This is a genomic window from Microbacterium sp. CCNWLW134 (assembly GCF_037083565.1).
Lineage (GTDB): Bacteria > Actinomycetota > Actinomycetes > Actinomycetales > Microbacteriaceae > Microbacterium.
In genome coordinates this window covers 1,209,466-1,227,744 of sequence record NZ_JBAOJU010000001.1, presented here as the reverse complement: position 1 = coordinate 1,227,744, position 18,279 = coordinate 1,209,466, and the positions used below count along the sequence as shown (strand labels likewise).

At 69.5% G+C, this 18,279-nt stretch carries 18 protein-coding genes and 1 tRNA gene; 6 read left to right on the top strand and 13 right to left on the bottom strand.

Going from position 1 to position 18,279, the window contains the following annotated elements; genetic code table 11:
- Positions 1-765, bottom strand: a complete 765-nt coding sequence (locus V6S02_RS05810) for an SDR family oxidoreductase (RefSeq protein WP_336400179.1) — start codon at positions 763-765, stop codon at positions 1-3.
- A 128-nt stretch (positions 766-893) separates the two neighbouring features.
- Between V6S02_RS05810 and V6S02_RS05805 the strand changes: the two genes are divergently transcribed.
- The 4 genes from V6S02_RS05805 to V6S02_RS05790 all read left to right on the top strand — a co-directional run bounded on the left by V6S02_RS05805 (position 894) and on the right by V6S02_RS05790 (position 3,785).
- Complete coding sequence (locus V6S02_RS05805; protein WP_124293137.1) at positions 894-1,388, top strand: NfeD family protein; 495 nt, start codon at positions 894-896, stop codon at positions 1,386-1,388.
- Positions 1,385-2,503, top strand: a complete 1,119-nt coding sequence (locus V6S02_RS05800; protein ID WP_124293136.1) for an SPFH domain-containing protein — start codon at positions 1,385-1,387, stop codon at positions 2,501-2,503. The genes V6S02_RS05805 and V6S02_RS05800 overlap by 4 nt, the downstream gene beginning before the upstream one ends.
- Positions 2,484-3,287 (top strand): glycerophosphodiester phosphodiesterase family protein, encoded by an 804-nt coding sequence (locus V6S02_RS05795; RefSeq protein ID WP_336400178.1) that lies wholly within the window; start codon positions 2,484-2,486, stop codon positions 3,285-3,287. The genes V6S02_RS05800 and V6S02_RS05795 overlap by 20 nt, the downstream gene beginning before the upstream one ends.
- A 114-nt stretch (positions 3,288-3,401) precedes the next feature.
- Positions 3,402-3,785 carry an RNA polymerase-binding protein RbpA gene (locus V6S02_RS05790; RefSeq protein WP_124293134.1) on the top strand — a complete coding sequence of 128 codons (384 nt, stop codon included), beginning with the start codon at positions 3,402-3,404 and terminating at the stop codon, positions 3,783-3,785.
- Here V6S02_RS05790 and lnt read toward each other — a convergent pair whose 3' ends face one another.
- From lnt to V6S02_RS05745, 9 genes are all read right to left on the bottom strand, one after another.
- Complete coding sequence (gene lnt / locus V6S02_RS05785) at positions 3,786-5,384, bottom strand: apolipoprotein N-acyltransferase (RefSeq protein ID WP_336400177.1); 1,599 nt, start codon at positions 5,382-5,384, stop codon at positions 3,786-3,788.
- Entirely contained in the window at positions 5,381-7,855 is a 2,475-nt protein-coding gene (locus tag V6S02_RS05780) for a DEAD/DEAH box helicase (protein WP_336400176.1), read from the bottom strand. Before V6S02_RS05780 ends, lnt begins: the two co-directional genes overlap by 4 nt.
- A gap of 22 nt (positions 7,856-7,877) precedes the next feature.
- Positions 7,878-8,633, bottom strand: coding sequence for a twin-arginine translocase subunit TatC (gene tatC / locus V6S02_RS05775; protein ID WP_336400788.1), 756 nt, complete (start codon positions 8,631-8,633; stop codon positions 7,878-7,880).
- A 62-nt stretch (positions 8,634-8,695) separates the two neighbouring features.
- Complete coding sequence (gene tatA / locus V6S02_RS05770) at positions 8,696-8,950, bottom strand: twin-arginine translocase TatA/TatE family subunit (protein ID WP_141938330.1); 255 nt, start codon at positions 8,948-8,950, stop codon at positions 8,696-8,698.
- Positions 8,951-8,991: 41 nt separating this feature from the next.
- The gene (locus V6S02_RS05765) at positions 8,992-9,990 is read right to left on the bottom strand and encodes a helix-turn-helix transcriptional regulator (RefSeq protein WP_336400175.1); all 999 of its coding nucleotides are present in this window, start codon (positions 9,988-9,990) and stop codon (positions 8,992-8,994) included.
- The gene (locus V6S02_RS05760; RefSeq protein ID WP_336400174.1) at positions 9,987-10,994 is read right to left on the bottom strand and encodes a helix-turn-helix transcriptional regulator; all 1,008 of its coding nucleotides are present in this window, start codon (positions 10,992-10,994) and stop codon (positions 9,987-9,989) included. Before V6S02_RS05760 ends, V6S02_RS05765 begins: the two co-directional genes overlap by 4 nt.
- Positions 10,995-11,041: 47 nt before the next feature.
- Positions 11,042-11,998 (bottom strand): FKBP-type peptidyl-prolyl cis-trans isomerase, encoded by a 957-nt coding sequence (locus V6S02_RS05755; RefSeq protein WP_336400173.1) that lies wholly within the window; start codon positions 11,996-11,998, stop codon positions 11,042-11,044.
- A gap of 9 nt (positions 11,999-12,007) precedes the next feature.
- Positions 12,008-12,997, bottom strand: coding sequence for a tRNA (adenine-N1)-methyltransferase (locus V6S02_RS05750; RefSeq protein WP_124293127.1), 990 nt, complete (start codon positions 12,995-12,997; stop codon positions 12,008-12,010).
- On the bottom strand, positions 12,994-13,680 hold the full coding sequence (locus V6S02_RS05745; RefSeq protein ID WP_336400172.1) for an HAD family hydrolase: 687 nt from the start codon (positions 13,678-13,680) through the stop codon (positions 12,994-12,996). Before V6S02_RS05745 ends, V6S02_RS05750 begins: the two co-directional genes overlap by 4 nt.
- 86 nt (positions 13,681-13,766) lie before the next feature.
- Here V6S02_RS05745 and V6S02_RS05740 point away from each other — a divergent pair, with 86 nt between their 5' ends.
- Positions 13,767-14,633 carry a PAC2 family protein gene (locus V6S02_RS05740; RefSeq protein ID WP_124293126.1) on the top strand — a complete coding sequence of 289 codons (867 nt, stop codon included), beginning with the start codon at positions 13,767-13,769 and terminating at the stop codon, positions 14,631-14,633.
- 18 nt (positions 14,634-14,651) lie between these two features.
- On the opposite strand, the gene V6S02_RS05735 is transcribed toward V6S02_RS05740, so the two are convergent.
- Together V6S02_RS05735 and V6S02_RS05730 are read right to left on the bottom strand one after the other, a co-directional pair.
- A complete protein-coding gene (locus V6S02_RS05735) occupies positions 14,652-15,482 on the bottom strand; it encodes an undecaprenyl-diphosphate phosphatase (protein WP_124293125.1) in 831 nt (276 codons plus the stop codon).
- 40 nt (positions 15,483-15,522) lie between these two features.
- A complete protein-coding gene (locus tag V6S02_RS05730; protein WP_336400171.1) occupies positions 15,523-16,824 on the bottom strand; it encodes a M20/M25/M40 family metallo-hydrolase in 1,302 nt (433 codons plus the stop codon).
- Between the two features lie 141 nt (positions 16,825-16,965).
- Here V6S02_RS05730 and V6S02_RS05725 point away from each other — a divergent pair.
- Positions 16,966-17,050, top strand: a tRNA-Leu gene (locus V6S02_RS05725).
- 48 nt (positions 17,051-17,098) lie between these two features.
- Here V6S02_RS05725 and V6S02_RS05720 read toward each other — a convergent pair.
- Positions 17,099-18,202 (bottom strand): VIT1/CCC1 transporter family protein, encoded by a 1,104-nt coding sequence (locus tag V6S02_RS05720; protein ID WP_240638520.1) that lies wholly within the window; start codon positions 18,200-18,202, stop codon positions 17,099-17,101.
- Positions 18,203-18,279: the final 77 nt, after the last annotated feature.

Sequence of the window (18,279 nt, the reverse complement as noted above, 5' to 3'; positions counted from 1 at the left end):
TCACTCCCCCGCGAAGGATGCGGTGTCGCCGACGAGCCGCGTGTTGTCGTCGGGGATAGGATCCACCGCGGCCCGGGCCACTTCGCCGGCGAACTCCGAGACGTTGTAGAGCCGTCCCGCCGACTCGCGTCGCGAGGCGATCGCGCCGGGGTTCGCACGCTCGAGGAGCGTGGCGGTGATGGTGCCTTCGATCATGTCGCCCGATACGACCACGAACTCCACGCCACGCTCGGAGAGCATCGGGATGCGCTCCCGCAGCGCGTCTTCGCCCGCACGCTTGGACAGCGCGACCGGCTCGTACTCGGGCATCGTCGGCGTCGTTCGGATGAAGTGCGCCTGGTGGCTGGTGACGAACACGACACGGGCGCCCTCTCCGAGGAGGGGCAGCGCGGTCTCGAGGACCGACACCTGGGCGTCGCGGTTGAGACGGAGCGCATAGTCCTCCGCCATGCCGGCCTCCATGCCGCCCGAGGCATTGAGGACCAGGATGTCCAGCCGACCGAACTCGCGTTCGACCTCGGCGAACATCGCCTGCACCGAGTCGGGGTCGGTGAGATCGGCTTCGACCACGAGCGCGCGGACTCCGAGGTCGCGCAGCTGGGTGGCGAGCTTCTCGGCGCGCGGCGCCTTGTTGCGGTAGTTGATCACGACATCGGCGCCCGCCTCGGCGAGGTAGCGGACGGTGTCGGCTCCGATGCCGCGGGAGGATCCGGTCACGAGGGCGGTCTTGCCTGCCAGCGATCCGGGAGCAAGGGTCTGAGACATGTGTGGCGACTCCTGTGATGACGCACCGCGGATGCCGCGGCAAGGCCGTCCGGCCCCCTGAACCCTATCAACGCCGACGTGCCGGACTGCGGTGTTATGGTGGCCGTCAAGGCCGAGGAGGAGCCGCGATGCTGCCGGATCTCACGCAATACCTCTGGATCGTGTGGCTGGTGCTCGCGGGGGTCTTCATCATCATCGAGCTGCTCACGCTCGAGTTCACCTTCCTCATGATCGGCGCCGGGAGCCTCATCGGCGGCCTGGGGGTCAATCTCCTCGGCGGTCCGTGGTGGCTCCAGATCGCCGCGGCGGCGGCGATCTCGGCACTGCTGCTGTTCACCATCCGACCGCTGCTGCTGAAGATCCTCCATCGCGGGGAACCGGCGAGGACCAACGTCGATGCCCTCTACGGCATGGGCGGACGCGTCGTCGCCTCATTCGTCGACGGCGAAGGCGGCTCGGTGCGCCTCGACAACGGCGAGACCTGGACGGCGCGTTTGGCCGCCGGCGCCGTCGGCGCCGGCGTCGGCGTGCGCGTCACGGTCGATCGGGTCCTCGGCGCGACCGTCGAGGTGAGCCCCGCCACGCCCGTCGCTCCCGACCCACCGGAAGGAAACACCCCGTGATCGATCCCGGCGCCTTCATCGGCCAGATCTTCGTCATCGTCCTCCTCGTCGTCCTGGCGATCTTCGTGGTGGTGGTGCTCTTCCGGTCGATCCGGATCATCCCGCAGGCCTACGCCGGGATCGTCGAGCGGCTCGGGCGCTACCAGCGGACACTGTCGCCCGGGCTGAACATCCTGGTGCCGTTCGTCGATCGCCTTCGCCCTCTGGTGGACATGCGCGAACAGGTCGTGTCCTTCCCCCCGCAGCCGGTCATCACCGAGGACAACCTGGTGGTCTCGATCGACACGGTCGTCTACTTCCAGGTGAACGACGCCCGCGCGGCGACCTACGAGATCGCCAACTACCTCAGCGCGGTGGAGCAGCTGACCACCACGACGCTTCGCAACGTGGTCGGGGGGCTCAACCTCGAAGAGGCGCTCACGAGCCGTGACAACATCAACGGACAGCTTCGCGTGGTGCTCGATGAGGCCACGGGCAAGTGGGGCCTGCGGGTCTCGCGCGTCGAGCTGAAGGCCATCGATCCGCCGACCTCGATCCAGGACTCGATGGAGAAGCAGATGCGCGCCGAGCGCGACCGCCGTGCGGCGATCCTGACCGCCGAGGGCACGAAGCAGTCCCAGATCCTCGAGGCCGAGGGTCGACGCCAGGCCGAGATCCTGCGGGCCGAGGGAGACAAGCAGGCGGCGGTGCTGCGCGCACAGGGCGAGGCCGAGGCCATCGAGATGGTCTTCGGAGCCATTCATGCGGGCGAGCCGGATGACAAGCTGCTGGCCTACCAGTACCTGCAGACCCTGCCGAAGATCAGCGAGAGCCCGTCGAACAAGCTGTGGATCATCCCCAGCGAACTGACCGAAGCACTCAAGGGCATCGGCAATGCGCTCGGCGGGCGCGACGAGGGCGGATCGACGGCGACGCCCGGAAGTGCGCGACGCCCCACGACTGCTGCACGCCGTGCCGAGTATTCCGCCGCCTCGGATGCGGCCGTCGCTGCCGCGCGCGAAGCGGCGTCGGACGCTGATGCGATCGCCAACGAGGCCCGTTCCACCACACCGGGGGCGGTCCGTGCCGACGCCCCGACCCCGACTCCGACCGAGGGTGGGAGCGACCCTGCCTGACCCGAAGCATCCGTGGTTCCAGGCCTCGGACGCGCCACGCGTGCTCGCCCACCGCGGCCTGGTCCCCGAGGGATCCACGGATCTCGTGGAGAATTCCTTCGCCGCGGTGGCAGCCGCACACGCCGCCGGAGCGACCTACGTCGAGTCCGATTGCCATGTGACCGTCGACGGGGAAGTGGTGCTCTTCCACGACGACGATCTGCGACGCGTCGCCGGCGATCCGCGCGCGGTCGCCGACGTGACCTTCGGCGAGCTGTCCGAACTGATGGCCGGGCTCGGCGGGGTTCTGACGCTCACCCAGGCGCTGGAGTCCTTCCCCACCGTGCGGTTCAATCTCGACGTCAAGGCACCCGCCGCCGCGGAACCGGTCGGGCGCAGCGTCGCCGCGCACAGTGAGCGGGTGCTCCTGACGAGCTTCTCCGACGAACGACGACACGCCGCGCTCCGGGCGGCCGCTGATGCCGGGGCAGCCGTTCGACCGGCGACCTCGGCCGGCATCCGCACCATCACCCGTCTCCTCCTCGCCCACGGGATCAGGGCCCGCCGCGCCGTCTCCCGGCTTCTCTCCGACGTCGACGCGCTGCAGGTTCCCGAGCGTCACGGACGTGTGCCCATCGTCACTCCGCGTCTCATCGAGACCGCCCATCGCCACGGAGTCGAGATCCACGTGTGGACCGTGAACGATCCGGCGGATATGGAAAGGCTCCTCGACGCCGGGGTGGACGGACTCGTCACGGACCGCGCCGACATCGCGCTCCCCCTCGCCGCCCGTCGCGCGGCCTGAACGACCGGCGCGAAGGCCTGAGCATCGGCTGTGAAAGCCGCCCCGGGCCCCGCCCTTCGGATGATCCGCCCAGGCGAGGGCGTTATACCTGATCAGCGACGGAAGGACCACACAATGGCAGACCGCAGTCTTCGCGGCATCCGACTCGGCGCCCAGAGCCTACAGAGCGAAGAGGGTGTCGTGTTCCATGAACGCGTACAGCACATCTACTCCTGCACGTCCTGCGGACGTGACACCACCCTGACCTTCGCGGCCGACGCCGAGGTGCCCCAGGCCTGGGAATGCCGCACGTGCGGCTCCGAGGCTCTCCTGCGCATCGGCGAGGGCACCGCGACGGTCGATCACAGCGACGAGAAGGCACCCCGTACCCACTGGGACATGCTCCTGGAACGGCGCACGATCCCTGAGCTCGAAGAGCTGCTCGAGGAGCGTCTCGCTTTCGTCCGTGCCCGCCGCGGCGCGGCCGACGACACCTCGAAGGGCAAGCTCAGCGCCTGATCAGGCCTTGACGTCCCTGTCGACGCCGGTCTCCTCGGAGGCCGGCGTCTTCGTCTGCCTGCGCTCGCGCACCCGCAGCGCGATACCGACCACGGCGAGGGCCAGGAGACTCCCCCAACCCAGCAGCACCTGCACGGCGGGGCCGATCACGACGGCAGGTGTGAGACCGGTGCGCAGTGGAACGTCGGCGAGCATCTGACCGGCGGTACCCGCCGGCAGGCTGTCGAGGGTCGTCCCGTCCGGGGCGATCACCTGGCTGGTGCCGACCGTGGAGAGGTTCACCACGGAACGGCCGGTCTCGATCGCGCGCATCCGCGCGAAGGCGAGCTGCTGCAGGTTCTCATCGGTATCGCGGAAGTCGGCGTTGTTCGTCTGGAACACGTACAGCTCCGCGCCATCGCGCGCACCCTCCCAGATGACGGCGTCGTAGATGACATCGAAGCAGATCGCCAGCCCGACTCCCACGTCGCCGACGTCGATGAGAGGGGGGTTGTCGCCGGGGGTGTACTCGCGCTGGATCAGACCGACGAGATCGGGAACGATCCGTTCGAAGAACCACCGGTCCGGGACGTACTCCCCCATCGGGACCGGGTTGCGCTTGTCGTGGAACGCGACCGGATTCTCCGCCCCGGCCTCCCACAGCATCGACGTGTTGAACGTCAGGTCGCCGCGGTCCGTGGCCGCGTTGACGAGCAGCGGTACGCCGAACTCCTCGGCCAGGGCGTCGAGGGTCGCCGCTGTGGTGCCGTCCTGCAGCGGGTCGTAGTCGATCCCGCCCTCCGGCCACACGAGCAGATCGATATCCTCTTCGGCCAGCGGTGCGGTCGCCGCGAGCTGGGCGTTCAGGATCGCGTACGGCGTGCGTTCATCGAAGTAGGCCGAGGGCCCATTGCCCTGCACCGCGCCGACGCGGAGATCACCGGACGGGGTGGTCGGGAAAGCCGGGACGGCCACGAGCAGCACCACGGCCGCCATCGCGGGGAGCGCGGTGCGAACGTCGCGAAGACGACCGGCCCGCAGCCACTCGATGATCGCGGCGGTGGCGGTCACCATGAGGAAGGTGAGGCCCGCGACACCCGTCCACGACGCGATGTCCGCCAGCGGGCTCTCGGACTGGCTCATCCCGATCCGCGCCCACGGAAACCCGGTGTAGGGCCAGGAACCCATGAACAGTTCGCGGGCGGTCCACAGCCCGCCGACCAGAAGCGGAAGAACGGTCAGCTGTGCTGCTCGCGCGGGCATCGCCCGCGGCAACCAGCGGTAGGCGAGGGCGACCGGGATCGCCCCCACCCCCATGAGGATGGCCTGCAGACCCGACAGCGCCAGCCACGGGATCGGGCCGAGATAGCGGGTGATCCAGATGATGTGGATGAGATAGAAGGAGGCGCCGAAGACGAAGCCGACGAGGACGGCACCGCCGATGCTCCGGCCGATGAGGGACACCAGGGCGAAGGCCACGCCGACGAAGGCGAACGGCCACCACCCCACGTCGGGGAAGGCCAGATCGAGGGTCGGGCCGGCGACGGCGGCGGTGAGGACCGCCGCCCACAGGGGGAGGATCGGACGCGGCACTGCACGCACCGCAGACGGGACGCTCATACCGACGAATGCGCGACGATGCCGCGCCGGACCGCATCCAGCGCCGAGCGCGCGGTCCGTCCCACCTCGGTGTCGGCGACGATCGAGAGCTGGTCCAGCAGGTCGATGGTCTGCTTCGCCCAGCGCACGAAGTCGCCCGCGGCCATGTCGGCCTCTTCCAGCACGCGGTCGAGCATGCCCCCGCGTGCCCAGGTGTGCATGGCCAGCGCCAGACCGCCCGAGGGCGGTTCCGACCCCGGCAGGTGATGCTCGCGCTCCAGGTCGTCCAGACGCTGCCAGAGCGTCAGCGTCTCGGCGAAGACCGGACGGAAGGCACCCCGCGGGAGCGCGTTCTCACGACCGTCCTCCCGCCGTGGCTCGAAGACGAGGCAGCAGGCCAGAGCCGCCAGAGATGACGCATCCAGTCGATCCCAGAGGTGCAGCCGGAGCGACTCCGCCACCAGCAGATCGCGCTCGCCGTAGATGCGCCTCATGCGGCGCCCCTCGGCGGTCAGGTGGGTGTCGCCGGCATCGTCGACATCGACATAGTGGACAGCGGTGAGCACGTCGACGACACGGTCGAACACCCGCGCGACGGTGCCGGTGCGGCTGTCGATCTGCCGACGCATCCGCTGGACGTCGCGGTCGAGACGGTGATACCGCTCGCCCCACCGGGCATGACTCTCCCGGTCGGGGCACGAGTGACAGGGATGACGCTGCATGCGTTTGCGCAGGGATGCGAGTTGTCGCTGCCGGCTCTCCCGGAGGCCTCGCGGTGCCGTGGCATCCCGTCGATTGATCTTCTCGAGGTCGCTGAGCTCACGTCGGATCCCGGCGTACTCCACGAAGTCCCCCCGGTCGCAGGCCATCGCCGTCGCATAGCCCGCCAGCGACTCCTCGGCCTCCTTGACCTGCCGGGCGATCCCGACCACCGAACGGTCCGCCTGGAACTGGGCGAACGAGGATTCCAGAACCTCCCGCGCCCGGGGCCGACCGAACTGGTCGATGAGGTTGACCGCCATGTTGTAGGTCGGACGGAAACTGGAGTTCAGGGGGTAGGTGCGCCGAGACGCCAGCGCGGCGACCTGCTGCGGGTCCATCTGCTCGGTCCACTGGATGACCGCATGCCCCTCGACGTCGATCCCCCGCCGTCCCGCGCGCCCGGTCAGCTGCGTGTACTCGCCTGCGGTGATCGCGACGCGCGCCTCGCCGTTGAACTTCTCGAGCTTCTCGAGCACGACGGTGCGCGCCGGCATGTTGATTCCCAGCGCCAGCGTCTCGGTGGCGAAGACCGCCTTGACGAGCTTTCGCTGGAACAGTTCCTCGACGACCTCCTTGAAGGCGGGGAGGAGACCGGCATGGTGGGCTGCGACACCCCGCTCCAGGTTCTCCCGCCATTCCCAGAACCCGAGCACGGCCAGGTCCTCGTCGCCGAGGGTGCGGGTGCGTTGCTCCACCACCTCGCGGATGAGGTCACGCTCCTCGCGGGTGGTCAGTCGGAGTACGGCGCGGCGCACCTGCTGCACGGCCGCGTCGCAGCCGGCTCGACTGAAGATGAAGAAGATCGCCGGCAGCAGGTTGCTGCGCTCGAGGAGTCGCACGACGTCGGGGCGATCGATCCGCTCGATGCTGCGGATGTTCGAGGGCCGGACCGGCCGCACCCCGCCCCGCGGCGGCCGACGACGGCTCGGATCGTTTCGGACCTGCTGGGCGCGGCGGTTGTTCTCGAAGCTCGTGCCCTTGAACGACCGCAGTCGCATCAGCTCCTGGTTGACCTGCGCGGTGGCCACCCCGGCCCTGTCGTCGAAGAGCGGCAGCAGGTCTCCCCGGACCAGGACGTGCTGCTCCAGCGGCACCGGACGGGTCTCGGAGACGATGACCTCGGTGTCGCCGCGCACGGTGTCGAGCCAGTCGCCGAACTCCTCGGCGTTGGACACCGTGGCTGACAGGGAGACCAGTCGGACACTCCGGGGCAGGTGGATGATGACCTCTTCCCAGACGGCGCCGCGGAAGCGATCGGCGAGGTAGTGGACCTCGTCCATGACGACGTAGCGGAGGCTCCTCAGCGCCGGCGAGTCGGCGTAGAGCATGTTGCGGAGCACCTCGGTGGTCATCACGACCACCCGGGCGTTGCCGTTGATGTTCGTGTCGCCGGTGAGCAGGCCGACCTCATCGGGACCGTACTCGTCGACGAGCTCGCGGTACTTCTGATTCGACAGGGCCTTCATCGGGGTGGTGTAGAACGCCTTGTCATGGGGTTCGCGCATCGCGAGGTGGATGGCGAACTCGCCGACGATCGTCTTCCCGGCGCCGGTCGGGGCGGCCACGAGCACGCTCCGACCCTCCTCCAGCGCCCGGCAGCTCTCGATCTGGAACGGATCGAGCTCGAACGGTCGCGATGCGGCGAAGGCCGTGGCGATCGGATGCCCGCGCTGCTCACGAGAGGCCGCGGCCGCGCGGGCATACCGCTCGGCCGGCGACGGCTCGCTCATCAGGCCGCCCCAGGCGGTGTCATCAGCTCGCCCCGGGCGGCAGGAGTGCGGCGTCGCGGCGGGACCGGCGGCTGTCGAACAGCAGGGACAACCCAGCGGCAGCGAAGAAGAGGACGACCAGGATGCCGGCCAGCATCAGCATGCTCACCACGTCGGCGGCAGGGGTGGCGAGAGCGGCGAAGACCGTGGCGATCAGAACCGCGGCGCGCCATCCCTTCAGGATCGCACAGCCGCTCATGACACCCGCGAGATTGAGCGCCACGAGGAAGACCGGCAGAACGAACGAGACGCCGATGACGATCATCAGCTTGAACACGAAGTCGTAGTACTCGGCGGCGTTGTAGAAGTTGGTGCCGCCCTCGGGAGTGAATCCCCACATCAGGTCGATCACGTGCGGGACGATGAGCACGCCGACCCAGCAGCCGAGGAAGAAGAGGGGGACGGCAGCGGCGACGAAGCCGATGGTGTAGCGGATCTCTTTCCGCGTGAGCCCTGGCATCACGAACGCCCAGACCTGCCACAGCCAGACCGGCGCCGACAGGAACAGGCCGATCGAGAACGCGATCCGCATCCGCATATCGAATGCAGACGTGACCGTGGTGAAGTTCAGTGCAGAGAAGTCGTCCCCGCGCGTTGCGGCGATGTCACGGATCGGACCGGTGATCCAGTAGATGATCGGATCGGTGATGATGAAGGCGACGATCATCCCCACCACGAGGGCGATGACCGCGAACATCAGCCGACGGCGCAACTCCAGCAGGTGCGCACCCAGCGACATGCGTTTCTCGCGCCGCGGCTCGCTGTCGTCTGTCCGGGCGCGCTCAGCCGTGGCCACGCCGATCAGGTGTTTTCAGACGGCCTGCCCAGGCTCGCGTCGGACGACGCGGTGGGCGGGTTGGAGGGTGCCGGTGAGGCCGCCGGTGTATCGGCAGGCTTCACGTCCTCCTCTTTCATCGCCTTCATCTCACCCTTGAAGACTCGGGCCGACTGGCCGACGCTCTTGGCGAGAGCAGGCAGCTTCGCAGCGCCGAACAGCAACAGGATGACCGCGAGCAAGACAAGAAGGTGGGGCCACCCGAAAGCGTTGCCGAGCATCAGGACTCCTTAGGTCGGGTTTTCAGTCTAACCCGCGACGTCTATGAACCGGCCGGTGACGGATCGGCGCGTTCGGCGTACTGCGCGAGGCCCGCGCGAGCCCATTCGGCTGCGGCGCGACGTGCCCCCTCGGGCGAGACGATCTCGACCACGCCGCCCCGACGTGCCGCGAGGCGGCGCAGCGTCGTCTCATCAGCGACGCGCAGGGTGGCGATCGCTTCGTCGCCGTCCCGCACGACGGTCGCTCGCTCGAGGTAGTCGCCCAGCAGCGGCGCCAGCGACGCACGGAAGCGGATGCGGGCGATGACCTCTCCTGCGCCGTCGGTCGGTTCGAACCAGCCGGGTGCGGCGTCTTCGCTGTGCGTGCTCGGGATGTCGGTGACCCGCAGATCGCTGACCCGGTCGAGATGGAACGTGCGCATCGCCTGACGCAGGTGGCACCATCCCTGCAGGTACCACTGGCCATCGGCGATGTGCACCTTGACAGGATCGACCGTGCGGGCGGTCGGCTCCGACTCGGGCGCCTTGTAGGTGAAGGTGACGGCGACACGCTCGCGCAGGGCGATCGCCACCGCCTCGCGCACGTCGTCGACGGGGCTCGGCGCGACGATGACGTCGGCGGGTTTGGCCGACGCACCCTGCGAGAGCTTGGCGAGGAGACCGCTGTAGACCTCGGTGTCGCCGACCCCCGGGATGGTGCGTGCGAGCTGAAGTCCCGCGACGAGTGCCGCAGCCTCACGAGCGGTCAGTCGCGGAGACCGCTCGAGACCGACGGAGTGGGTGATGGAGATGATGTCCCGGGTGTCGAGAAGATCCCAGTCGATGTCGAACAGATCGTTCGCCATCTGCCAGTAGCCTCGTTCGCCCGGAAGTCCGATGACGGTGAGCTTCTGCACCATGTCGCGCATCTCATCGCAGGTCACATCGAACTCTTCGGCGGCCTCGGCGATCGACACCTCGCCCTTGCTGATGAGGTACGGCACCAGCTGCAGGATGAGCGCGGCCCGATCCGTGGCCACCAGCGGACGTCGCGCGCTCATGAGGAGCCTCCTGGCGCTCCGTCGTGGCGCGCGAGGGCCCCCCGCAAGCGGGAGACGACGAGCGCGCGCAGTCTCTCGGGTGCGACCACCCGCACCTCGGGGCCGTACGAGGCCAGCTCGTCGGCGAGAACATGGACGTCGACGAAGGGCACGTGGATTCCCTGACCGGCCGGGCGTGCCCGACGGGCGAGGCGCAGCGCCGCCTCTGTTCCGGGGTCGACTTCGAGGTGAGCGAGCTGGCGTTCGGCGAGGTCTTGCAGTTCGGCCAGCGCCCTCTCCCCCGCGCCGTCGCGCAGCGCCGGGTCGAAGGTCTCGCGGGTGACGGCGACGTCCCCGACGATGCGACTGAGGAGGAAGGTGCGATCAGCGTCGAGATTCAGGTCGCGTCCGAAGACATGCCATCGGGCCTCGTACTCGACGAGGGCGAGGGGTCTGACCCGCCGCAGCCGCTCATTCTCGTCACCGGGGCGCAGATAGGGGAAGGTCACCACGCGACTCTGCTCGATGGCGCGCTGCAGCACCGGGAACGAGGGCTCGCGGGCGCTGATGCGCGGCGAGTATCCGATGATCGGCTCATCGACGTCGATGCCGAGGGCACGGATCTTGCGCAGACCGCTGCGGGCCTCGGCCGACAGCGACCCCTCGCTCCACACCTCCCCGGCGAGGTTCAGCAATGCGAGTTCGGCGGGCGTGAAGTCGATGTCCTCGGGGAGGGAGTACTCGGACTTCGGTACGCGATACCGCGCGTCGCGCAGATCGTCGGGATCGGCGAAGTCGCCGATCGTCTCGATGGGAACGCCGAGGCCGCGGAGATTCTCCTTGTCGCGTTCGAACATCTTCTCCAGTGCGTCCTTGGACGCACCGGATTCGGTGTGCTCGCGATAGCCCGAGACCGAGCGGAGGATCGTGTCCTTGGTCAGTCCCTGCTCCGTCGCCATGAGGGCGACCACGAGGTTGACCAGGCGCTCCTCCGGCGGATTCTTCGTAGGGGTGTTCGCCGGCACCCCCTCATCCTAGGCGGGGCTCGGCGAAGATCCGGAAGGCGCGGAGGTCAGGAGATCTCGTCGAGTCCCAGGATGTCCACGACGAACACCAGGGTCGCGCCACCGGGGATGCTCCCCTGGCCCGCATCGCCGTACCCCTGGTCGGGCGGCACGACGATCATCACCTGCGATCCGACCGTCTGGCCCTCCAGCCCCGCGGCGAAGCCGGGAACGACGTCCTCGAGCGCGAACGACACCGGCGCCTGGCCCCACGACGAATCGAACACCGTCTTGTCGTCCCACAGCACGCCGGTGTAGGCCACGCGCACCGGCACGTCGCCGGTCACCTCGGGCCCGTCACCGCGGATCAGGGTCTCCACGACGAGGTCGCTCGGCGCAGCGGCATCCGGGACGATCACACCGGGCGTGCCGTCGGCGGCGCGGACGACGGAGGGGAGGTTGAAGCCGGCGTTGAACTGCAGTGCGCCCGCCGCCCGGGGCAGATAGGCCTTGCGGACGTCGATGACGGCGACCGCCGACTCGTCCTCGGCGAGACCGATGCTGGCCGCCGCCTCCGGCAGGATGTCGCCGGGCGCGAGGCCGACGACCACGCGCGACCCCTCGGTCGCGCACTCCAGCGCGTCTTCGAGAGCGGGGATCGGGGTGTACCACTGCGACATCGGCGCCACGCGGGCGATGTCGTCGTCATAGGGGGTCTGGATGAGCACCTCGCCGGTCTCGCCGCTGACGATGGTGACATCCAGCAGAGCCGCCTGCTCGGTCGCGGTCAGCGCTGCTCCGTCCCCGGCCTCGAGGTCGGTGTGAGAGGTCGAGCGGACCTGGAAAGGCGTGTACAGCTCGACCTCGGGGGCGCTTCCCGGGTCACCGTCGACGGTGACGAGGGAGTCGAGAGAAGAGCCGGATGACGCGGGCCGGTCGCATCCCGCAGCCGGGACGCTGGTGCATCCGACCAGGGTCAGTGCGGACAGGCCGACGACGGCGAGCAGAGCGGGGAGTTTTCGCACCCGGCTAGTTTAGGCGGACCCCTGGGCGCCCCCTGTGCGGGCGTCTGCGGCGCGCTGCGCCTCGCGGACGCGTTTGCGCAGATTCTTGTCGGTGATCTCCCGGTCGCCGACGGCGCCCGGCGTCCACAGCTCGACGTCTTCGTCGCCGTAGCTCGACTTCGACGCGCGACGCTTGCGCTCGGGGAGCACGGCGCCAGGCGCGAGCCGGCGGGCGGTGAGCAGGAAGCCGGTGTGGGCGACCATCCGGTGATCGGGACGCACAGCGAGCCCTTCGACGTGCCAGCCGCGCACCATGGTCTCGTTGGCCTCGGGGTCGGTGAACAGGCCGGTGCCGCGGATGTACTCGGCGACCCGGCTCAGCTGGGTGGCGGTGGCGACGTAGCAGATGACGACGCCACCGGGGACGAGCGCATCGGCAACCGCGTCGATGCAGTCCCAGGGCGCGAGCATGTCGAGGACGACGCGGTCGACGGTGCCGTTCTCCATGTTCCGGGGAAGCTCGTCGACGAGGTCGCCGACGACCACGCGCCACGCGGGCGGCTCCTCACCCAGGAACGTCGCGACGTTCGCACGCGCGACCTCGGCGAAGTCCTCCCGCCGTTCGAAGGACACCAGCCGCCCTTCCGGTCCGATCGCTCGCAGGAGCCAGAGCGCCAGCGCGCCGGAACCGACGCCGGCCTCGACGACGGTGGCACCGGGGAAGATGTCGGCGTCGGCGACGATCTGCGCGGCATCCTTGGGGTAGACGATCGCCGCGCCCCGGGGCATCGACATGACGAAATCGCGCAACAGCGGCCGGAGGGCGAGGTATTCGTGCCCCCCGCTGCCGACAACCACGGAACCGTCGGGGATGCCGATGATGTCGCGATGGGCGAGGACGCCGTGATGAGTGTGCAGCTCCCCGTCCTCGCGGAGGGTGACCGTGTGCAGTCGCCCCTTGGGTCCGGTCAGCTGCACCCGCTCGCCGACGCGGAAGGGTCCGCTCCACCGGCCGCTCACGCGTGGGCCCCCGCGCGGGCGATGCGGGCGGTATGGAACGCCTGCAGGTCCGCTGTGGTGCGCCCCTCCAAGCTCTCCCAGATCGTGTGCGCCCCCGCCCCGGCGAGGGAGACCATCAGCGGCACCCCGATCACGGAGGCGCCCGACGCAACGGCCGAGCGCAGTCCGTTGGGCGAATCCTCGATCGCGACCGTGTCCGCCGGGGCGACGCCGAGGAGGTCGCAGGCCTGGAGGTACGGATCGGGGAAGGGCTTGGGGCGGGTCGCGTCGTCACCGGCGATGACCACGTCGAACGCCTCGAAGTCGATGAGGTCCACCACGGTGGTCGCCATCCGGCGCATGGACATGGTCACCAGCGCCGTCTTCACGCCCCTGTCCTTGAGATCTCGCAGCAGCTCCTTGGCGCCGGGGCGGAACGGCACGCCGATGACGGCGAGCTGTCGCATCACCTCGTCGGTGAGGTGGTCGATGATCTCGTGGATCCCCATCCGCACACCGGCGTTCTGGAAGATGCGCGCCGAATCCTCCAGTCCCAGGCCCACCAGGCTCAGTGCCTGCTCGTGAGACCAGGTCCCGCCGAAGCGTTCGACCAGCGGAGTCTCCGCGGCCATCCAGTAGGGCTCGGTGTCGACCAGTGTGCCGTCCATGTCCCAGAGGACGGCGGCGAGGGAGGGGGAATGCACCGCTCCAGGCTACCGGGCGCCCCCGTCCGGCCCGCGCGACGCCTATCCTGGGTAGCAGCCCGCGCCGGCGGGCCGAGGGAGGTCCTGTGGAGGGTCTGGGACGCAGGGTGATCGTCGCGGCGTTCGACGGATGGAACGACGCGGGAGAGGCCGCGTCGTCGGCCCTGGCGCAGATCCGCGGGACGGACGGCTACGAATCCGTCTTCTCCGTCGACCCGGAGCTGTACTTCGACTACCAGTACACCCGACCCCAGGTCTCCATCGACGGCGAGGGACGGCGGAAGCTCTCCTGGCCCGAGACGAGTCTCCTCCGGCCGGTGCGGCAGACCCGCGGTACCCAGCTCTGGCTCCTCACCGGCGTCGAGCCGGCACGCGCCTGGCAGGCGTTCGCCTCCGAGATCATCGACGCGGCCCTCCGGGAGGACGTCACCGGCTTCGTCGCCCTCGGCTCGATGATGTCCGATGTCCCCCACACCCGCCCGATCTCGGTGTTCGCCGGCAGCGACAACGAGCAGCTGCGCCAGACCCTCGACCTCGAGAAGAGCACCTACGAGGGGCCGGTGGGCATCTTGAGCGTGCTCGCACACGCGGCCGAGGCCGCAGGCATCCCCACCGCGAGCCTGTGGGCGAGCGTGCCCCACTACGTCGCGGGGCACACCCCGTCGCCGAAGGCCACGCTGGCACTCCTGGATCGCCTGGAGGATCTCACCGGCGCGCAGGTTCCTCGTGGCGATCTGTCCACGGAGGCGGCCGCCTGGGAGGCCTCCATCGACGCCGCAGCGGCCGACGACGAGGAGATGACGGAGTACATCCGTCAGCTCGAGCGGACCCGCGACACATGGGATTCGCCGGAAGCCTCGGGCGACGCCATCGCGCAGGAGTTCGAACGCTACCTGCGTCGCCGCGGCGACGGGCCGACCAAACCGGGCCGGGACGACCCCCGCCGTTCGTGATCGACCCGCGGGCCCTGATCAGTACGGCTGCAGCACTCCCACTGACAGCAGCACGATGAGCAGCACGCCCAGCGCGACCCGGTAGATCACGAACGGCAGGAAACTGCCGCGCTTGAGATAGCGCATCAGGAAGGCGATGACGGCGAGGCCCACGCCGAAGGCCACGAGCGTGGCCACCGCCGTGTCGAGCTGACTGTAGGGGCCGCCGGGCTCTTCGAAGCTCTGCAGCAGCTCGTAGAAGCCGCTGCCGAACACCGCGGGCACGGCGAGCAGGAACGCGTACTCGGCGGCGGCGGGGCGGGTGTAGCCGAGAGCGAGCCCGAGGGTGGTGGTCGCACCTGAGCGCGAGACACCGGGCACCAGGGCGAGCGCCTGGGCGAAGCCGAGGGCGAGTCCGTGCGGGTAGGTCAGGTCGCTCAGCTCCCTCCGCCGCGCGCCCCAGCGGTCGGCAGCCCCGAGCAGGAGACCGAAGAAGATGAGCACGATTGCCACGAGCCAGAGGTTGCGGAAGGTGTCGCGGATGACGTCCTGCAGCAGGAAGCCGAGGACGCCGATCGGGATGGTGCCGATGATGATGAGCCAGCCCATGCGCGCGTCGGGATCGTTCCTGGGCACCCGCCCGGCCAGCGACTGCGCCCATCTCGAGATGATGCGGACGATGGTCTTCCAGAAGTACAGCAGGACGGCCGCTTCGGTGCCGATCTGGGTGATCGCGGTGAAGGTCGCCCCGGGATCCTGCGCGGACGGCAGGAACTCCCCCACGATGCGCAGGTGAGCGCTGGAGGAGACCGGGAGGAATTCGGTGAGGCCCTGGACGATGCCGAGGAAGATCGCCTCGATGAGCTGCATGTGCGCCTTTCGGTGGACGGTGACGTGGAGCGGCGCCGGGTCAGCAGGTACGCAGCAGGTCGGTGAGCACCCGCTGACCGAACTCGAGCGCTGCGATCGGCACCCGCTCGTCGACGCCGTGGAACATGCCGGTGAAGTCGAGATCGGCAGGGAGGCGCAGCGGTGCGAATCCGTACCCCGCGATCCCGAGCTCGGCCAGGGCCTTGTTGTCGGTTCCGCCGCCCATCAGGTAGGGGATGACAGGGGTGCCCGGATCGTGCACGCCGAGCGCCCGCACCATCGCATCCACGAGGTCACCCGAGAAGGGAACCTCGAGCCCGATGTCACGGTGAACCACCTCCACCTCGACGTCGTCGCCGATGATGCGACGGATGTCGGCCAGGGCGGCGTCTTCGGTGCCGGGGAGGACGCGGACGTCGATGAGCGCCTCCGCGCGATCGGGGATGACGTTGTGCTTGTACCCCGCGGTCAGCCCGGTGGGGTTGGTGGTCGTCCGCAGCGTCGCGCGGAGGAATCCCGCCGCAGGGCCGGCTTCGGCGGCCAGCTCGTCGGGGTCGTCGCCGGCGCGGCCGGACAGGGCGCCGAGAGCGGCCACGAGCTGCGACGTCGTGTCGGTCAGCGTCACCGGCCACGCCGTGCGGCCGAGCGCTGCCACCGCTTCGGCGAGGCGGGTGACGGCGTTGTCGGGGTGGAAGCTGCTGCCGTGGGCGGCGCGTCCCCGCGCGATGAGCCGGATCCAGACGAGCGCCTTCTCCCCCACCTGCAACAGGTACGCGCGACGGTCTGCGACGCTGATCGAGTAGCCGCCCACCTCGCTGATGGCCTCCGTCGCCCCGGCGAACCACTCGGGGCGGTCGCGCACGACGAGCTGGGATCCTTCGATGCCACCGTTCTCCTCGTCGGCGAAGAACACCAGCACGAGATCGCGGTCCGGCCTCTCGCCGGAGCGGAGCATGTCGGCGACGGAGGCGAGGATCATCGCATCCATGTCTTTCATGTCGACCGCTCCGCGACCCCAGAGCATGCCGTCGCGCACCTCGCCGCCGAAGGGATCGACGCTCCAATCCTCGGCCACGGCGGGGACGACGTCGAGGTGCCCGTGCAGGACGAGGGCCGGCCGATCGGGATTCCGGCCGGGCACGCGGGCCATCACGTTGGTGCGCCGATCGATGGGTTCGTAGTACTCCGGCTGCAGTCCCAGCGACTGCAGGAAGGCACCGACGTACTCGGCAGCCTCACGCTCGCCGCGGGATCGACCGCCGCCGAAGTTGGTGGTGTCGAATCGGATGAGGTCCTGGGCGATGCGGGCGACTTCGGGGAGGTCGGATCCGGGCGTCGGCATGCGGACTAACCTACCCGTCCGCGGTGCCCGCGATCTGCGACCGGATCCGACGCCCTTCGGGATCGCGTCCCCACCCGTGCGCACGAGCGACCTCGCGGACGTGGTAATGTCGATCCTCGGTTGCACGACCGAAACACCCATGCGCGGGTGGCGGAATAGGTAGACGCGCTAGCTTGAGGTGCTAGTGCCCGTATAGGGCGTGGGGGTTCAAGTCCCCCCTCGCGCACAACAAGAAAAACCCCCGGTTCGCCGGGGGTTTTTCTGTTGCCGTCGGTCACCCCACCGCGACGCCGAAGACGAGCCCGAGAACGTAGGTGACCGCCGCGGCCGCGTAGCCGATGGCGAGCTGCCGCAGTGCCCTCCGCAGCGGCGGGCCGCCCGAGAGCAGTCCGACCATCGCCCCGGTGGCCAGGAGCGCGATGCCGACGAGCACCAACGCACAGACCATGGCGGTCGTCCCCGACAGTCCGAACAGCCACGGCAGGAGCGGGATCACCGCACCCGAGGAGAAGAACAGAAAGCTCGACAGCGCCGCACCCCAGTCGCGACCGATGACATCGTGCGCGTCGGAGTCCTCGGCGGCCAGTCGGAACGGGACGCTCCGGTCCGCGTCGCGGGCCGCGCCGACGACCGCCCGCGCCCGCGCGTCGGCGTCAGCCTCCGACATCCCCCGGGTGCGGTAGACCAGCGCCAGCTCATTGGCGTCCAGGTCGAGGTCGGGAAGGACGTGGTCGGCGTCGTTGTTCGGCTCGGTGGCCGCCAGAAGCTCACGCTGCGAGCGCACGGAGACGAACTCCCCCGCCCCCATCGACAGCGCACCGGCCAGCAGTCCCGCGACGCCGCTGAAGAGCACGAACGAGGGGGCGACACCGGTGGCGCCGATACCCATGACCAGGGCCATGTTCGAGACGAGTCCGTCGTTCGCGCCGAACACGGCGGCGCGGAACGATCCCGACAGCCGTCGACGGCCCCGGGCGGCCAGCCCGCGGACCACTTCCTGATGGATGCGTTCGTCGGCGGCCATTGAGGCCGAGGCGAAGGGCTCGGCCTCGTAGGGCGACCGCGCCTCGGCCCGCTGAGCGAGTGCGAGGACGAAGATCGAGCCGAAGCGCCGTGCCAGCAGTGCGAGCACGCGGGTGCGCAGATCCGGTCGCGGGAGCCGGTCGGGCTCCCCGCCCAGCATCTCGAGCCAGTGCGCCTCATGCCGACCCTCCGCCTCCGCGAGGGCGAGGAGGATGTCGCGCTCCTCCCCTTCCCGTCGGGCGGCGAGCTCACGGTAGACGCGCGCCTCGGCGCGTTCGTCGACGAGGTACTGCGCCCATCGGCGGCGGTCGCGGGCGGTGATGTGAGGAGGGGCGGCGGGGGCGTCGGCGGGCACGCGGAATCGACCTCGTTTCAGGGGTGGGAACAACTCCACGCTAACCACCGCCGCCCCGCGGGCTCTCACCAGGCCGC

Bases quoted from the DNA above. Each gene is read 5' to 3' on its own strand.
- lnt (WP_336400177.1), bottom strand. From the start codon at position 5,384: ATGAGCGTCCCGTCTGCGGTGCGTGCAGTGCCGCGTCCGATCCTCCCC.
- V6S02_RS05810 (WP_336400179.1), bottom strand. From the start codon at position 765: ATGTCTCAGACCCTTGCTCCCGGATCGCTGGCAGGCAAGACCGCCCTC.
- V6S02_RS05790 (WP_124293134.1), top strand. From the start codon at position 3,402: ATGGCAGACCGCAGTCTTCGCGGCATCCGACTCGGCGCCCAGAGCCTA.
- V6S02_RS05780 (WP_336400176.1), bottom strand. From the start codon at position 7,855: ATGAGCGAGCCGTCGCCGGCCGAGCGGTATGCCCGCGCGGCCGCGGCC.
- V6S02_RS05805 (WP_124293137.1), top strand. From the start codon at position 894: ATGCTGCCGGATCTCACGCAATACCTCTGGATCGTGTGGCTGGTGCTC.
- V6S02_RS05730 (WP_336400171.1), bottom strand. From the start codon at position 16,824: ATGCCGACGCCCGGATCCGACCTCCCCGAAGTCGCCCGCATCGCCCAG.
- V6S02_RS05765 (WP_336400175.1), bottom strand. From the start codon at position 9,990: ATGAGCGCGCGACGTCCGCTGGTGGCCACGGATCGGGCCGCGCTCATC.
- tatA (WP_141938330.1), bottom strand. From the start codon at position 8,950: ATGCTCGGCAACGCTTTCGGGTGGCCCCACCTTCTTGTCTTGCTCGCG.
- tatC (WP_336400788.1), bottom strand. From the start codon at position 8,633: ATGTCGCTGGGTGCGCACCTGCTGGAGTTGCGCCGTCGGCTGATGTTC.
- V6S02_RS05735 (WP_124293125.1), bottom strand. From the start codon at position 15,482: ATGCAGCTCATCGAGGCGATCTTCCTCGGCATCGTCCAGGGCCTCACC.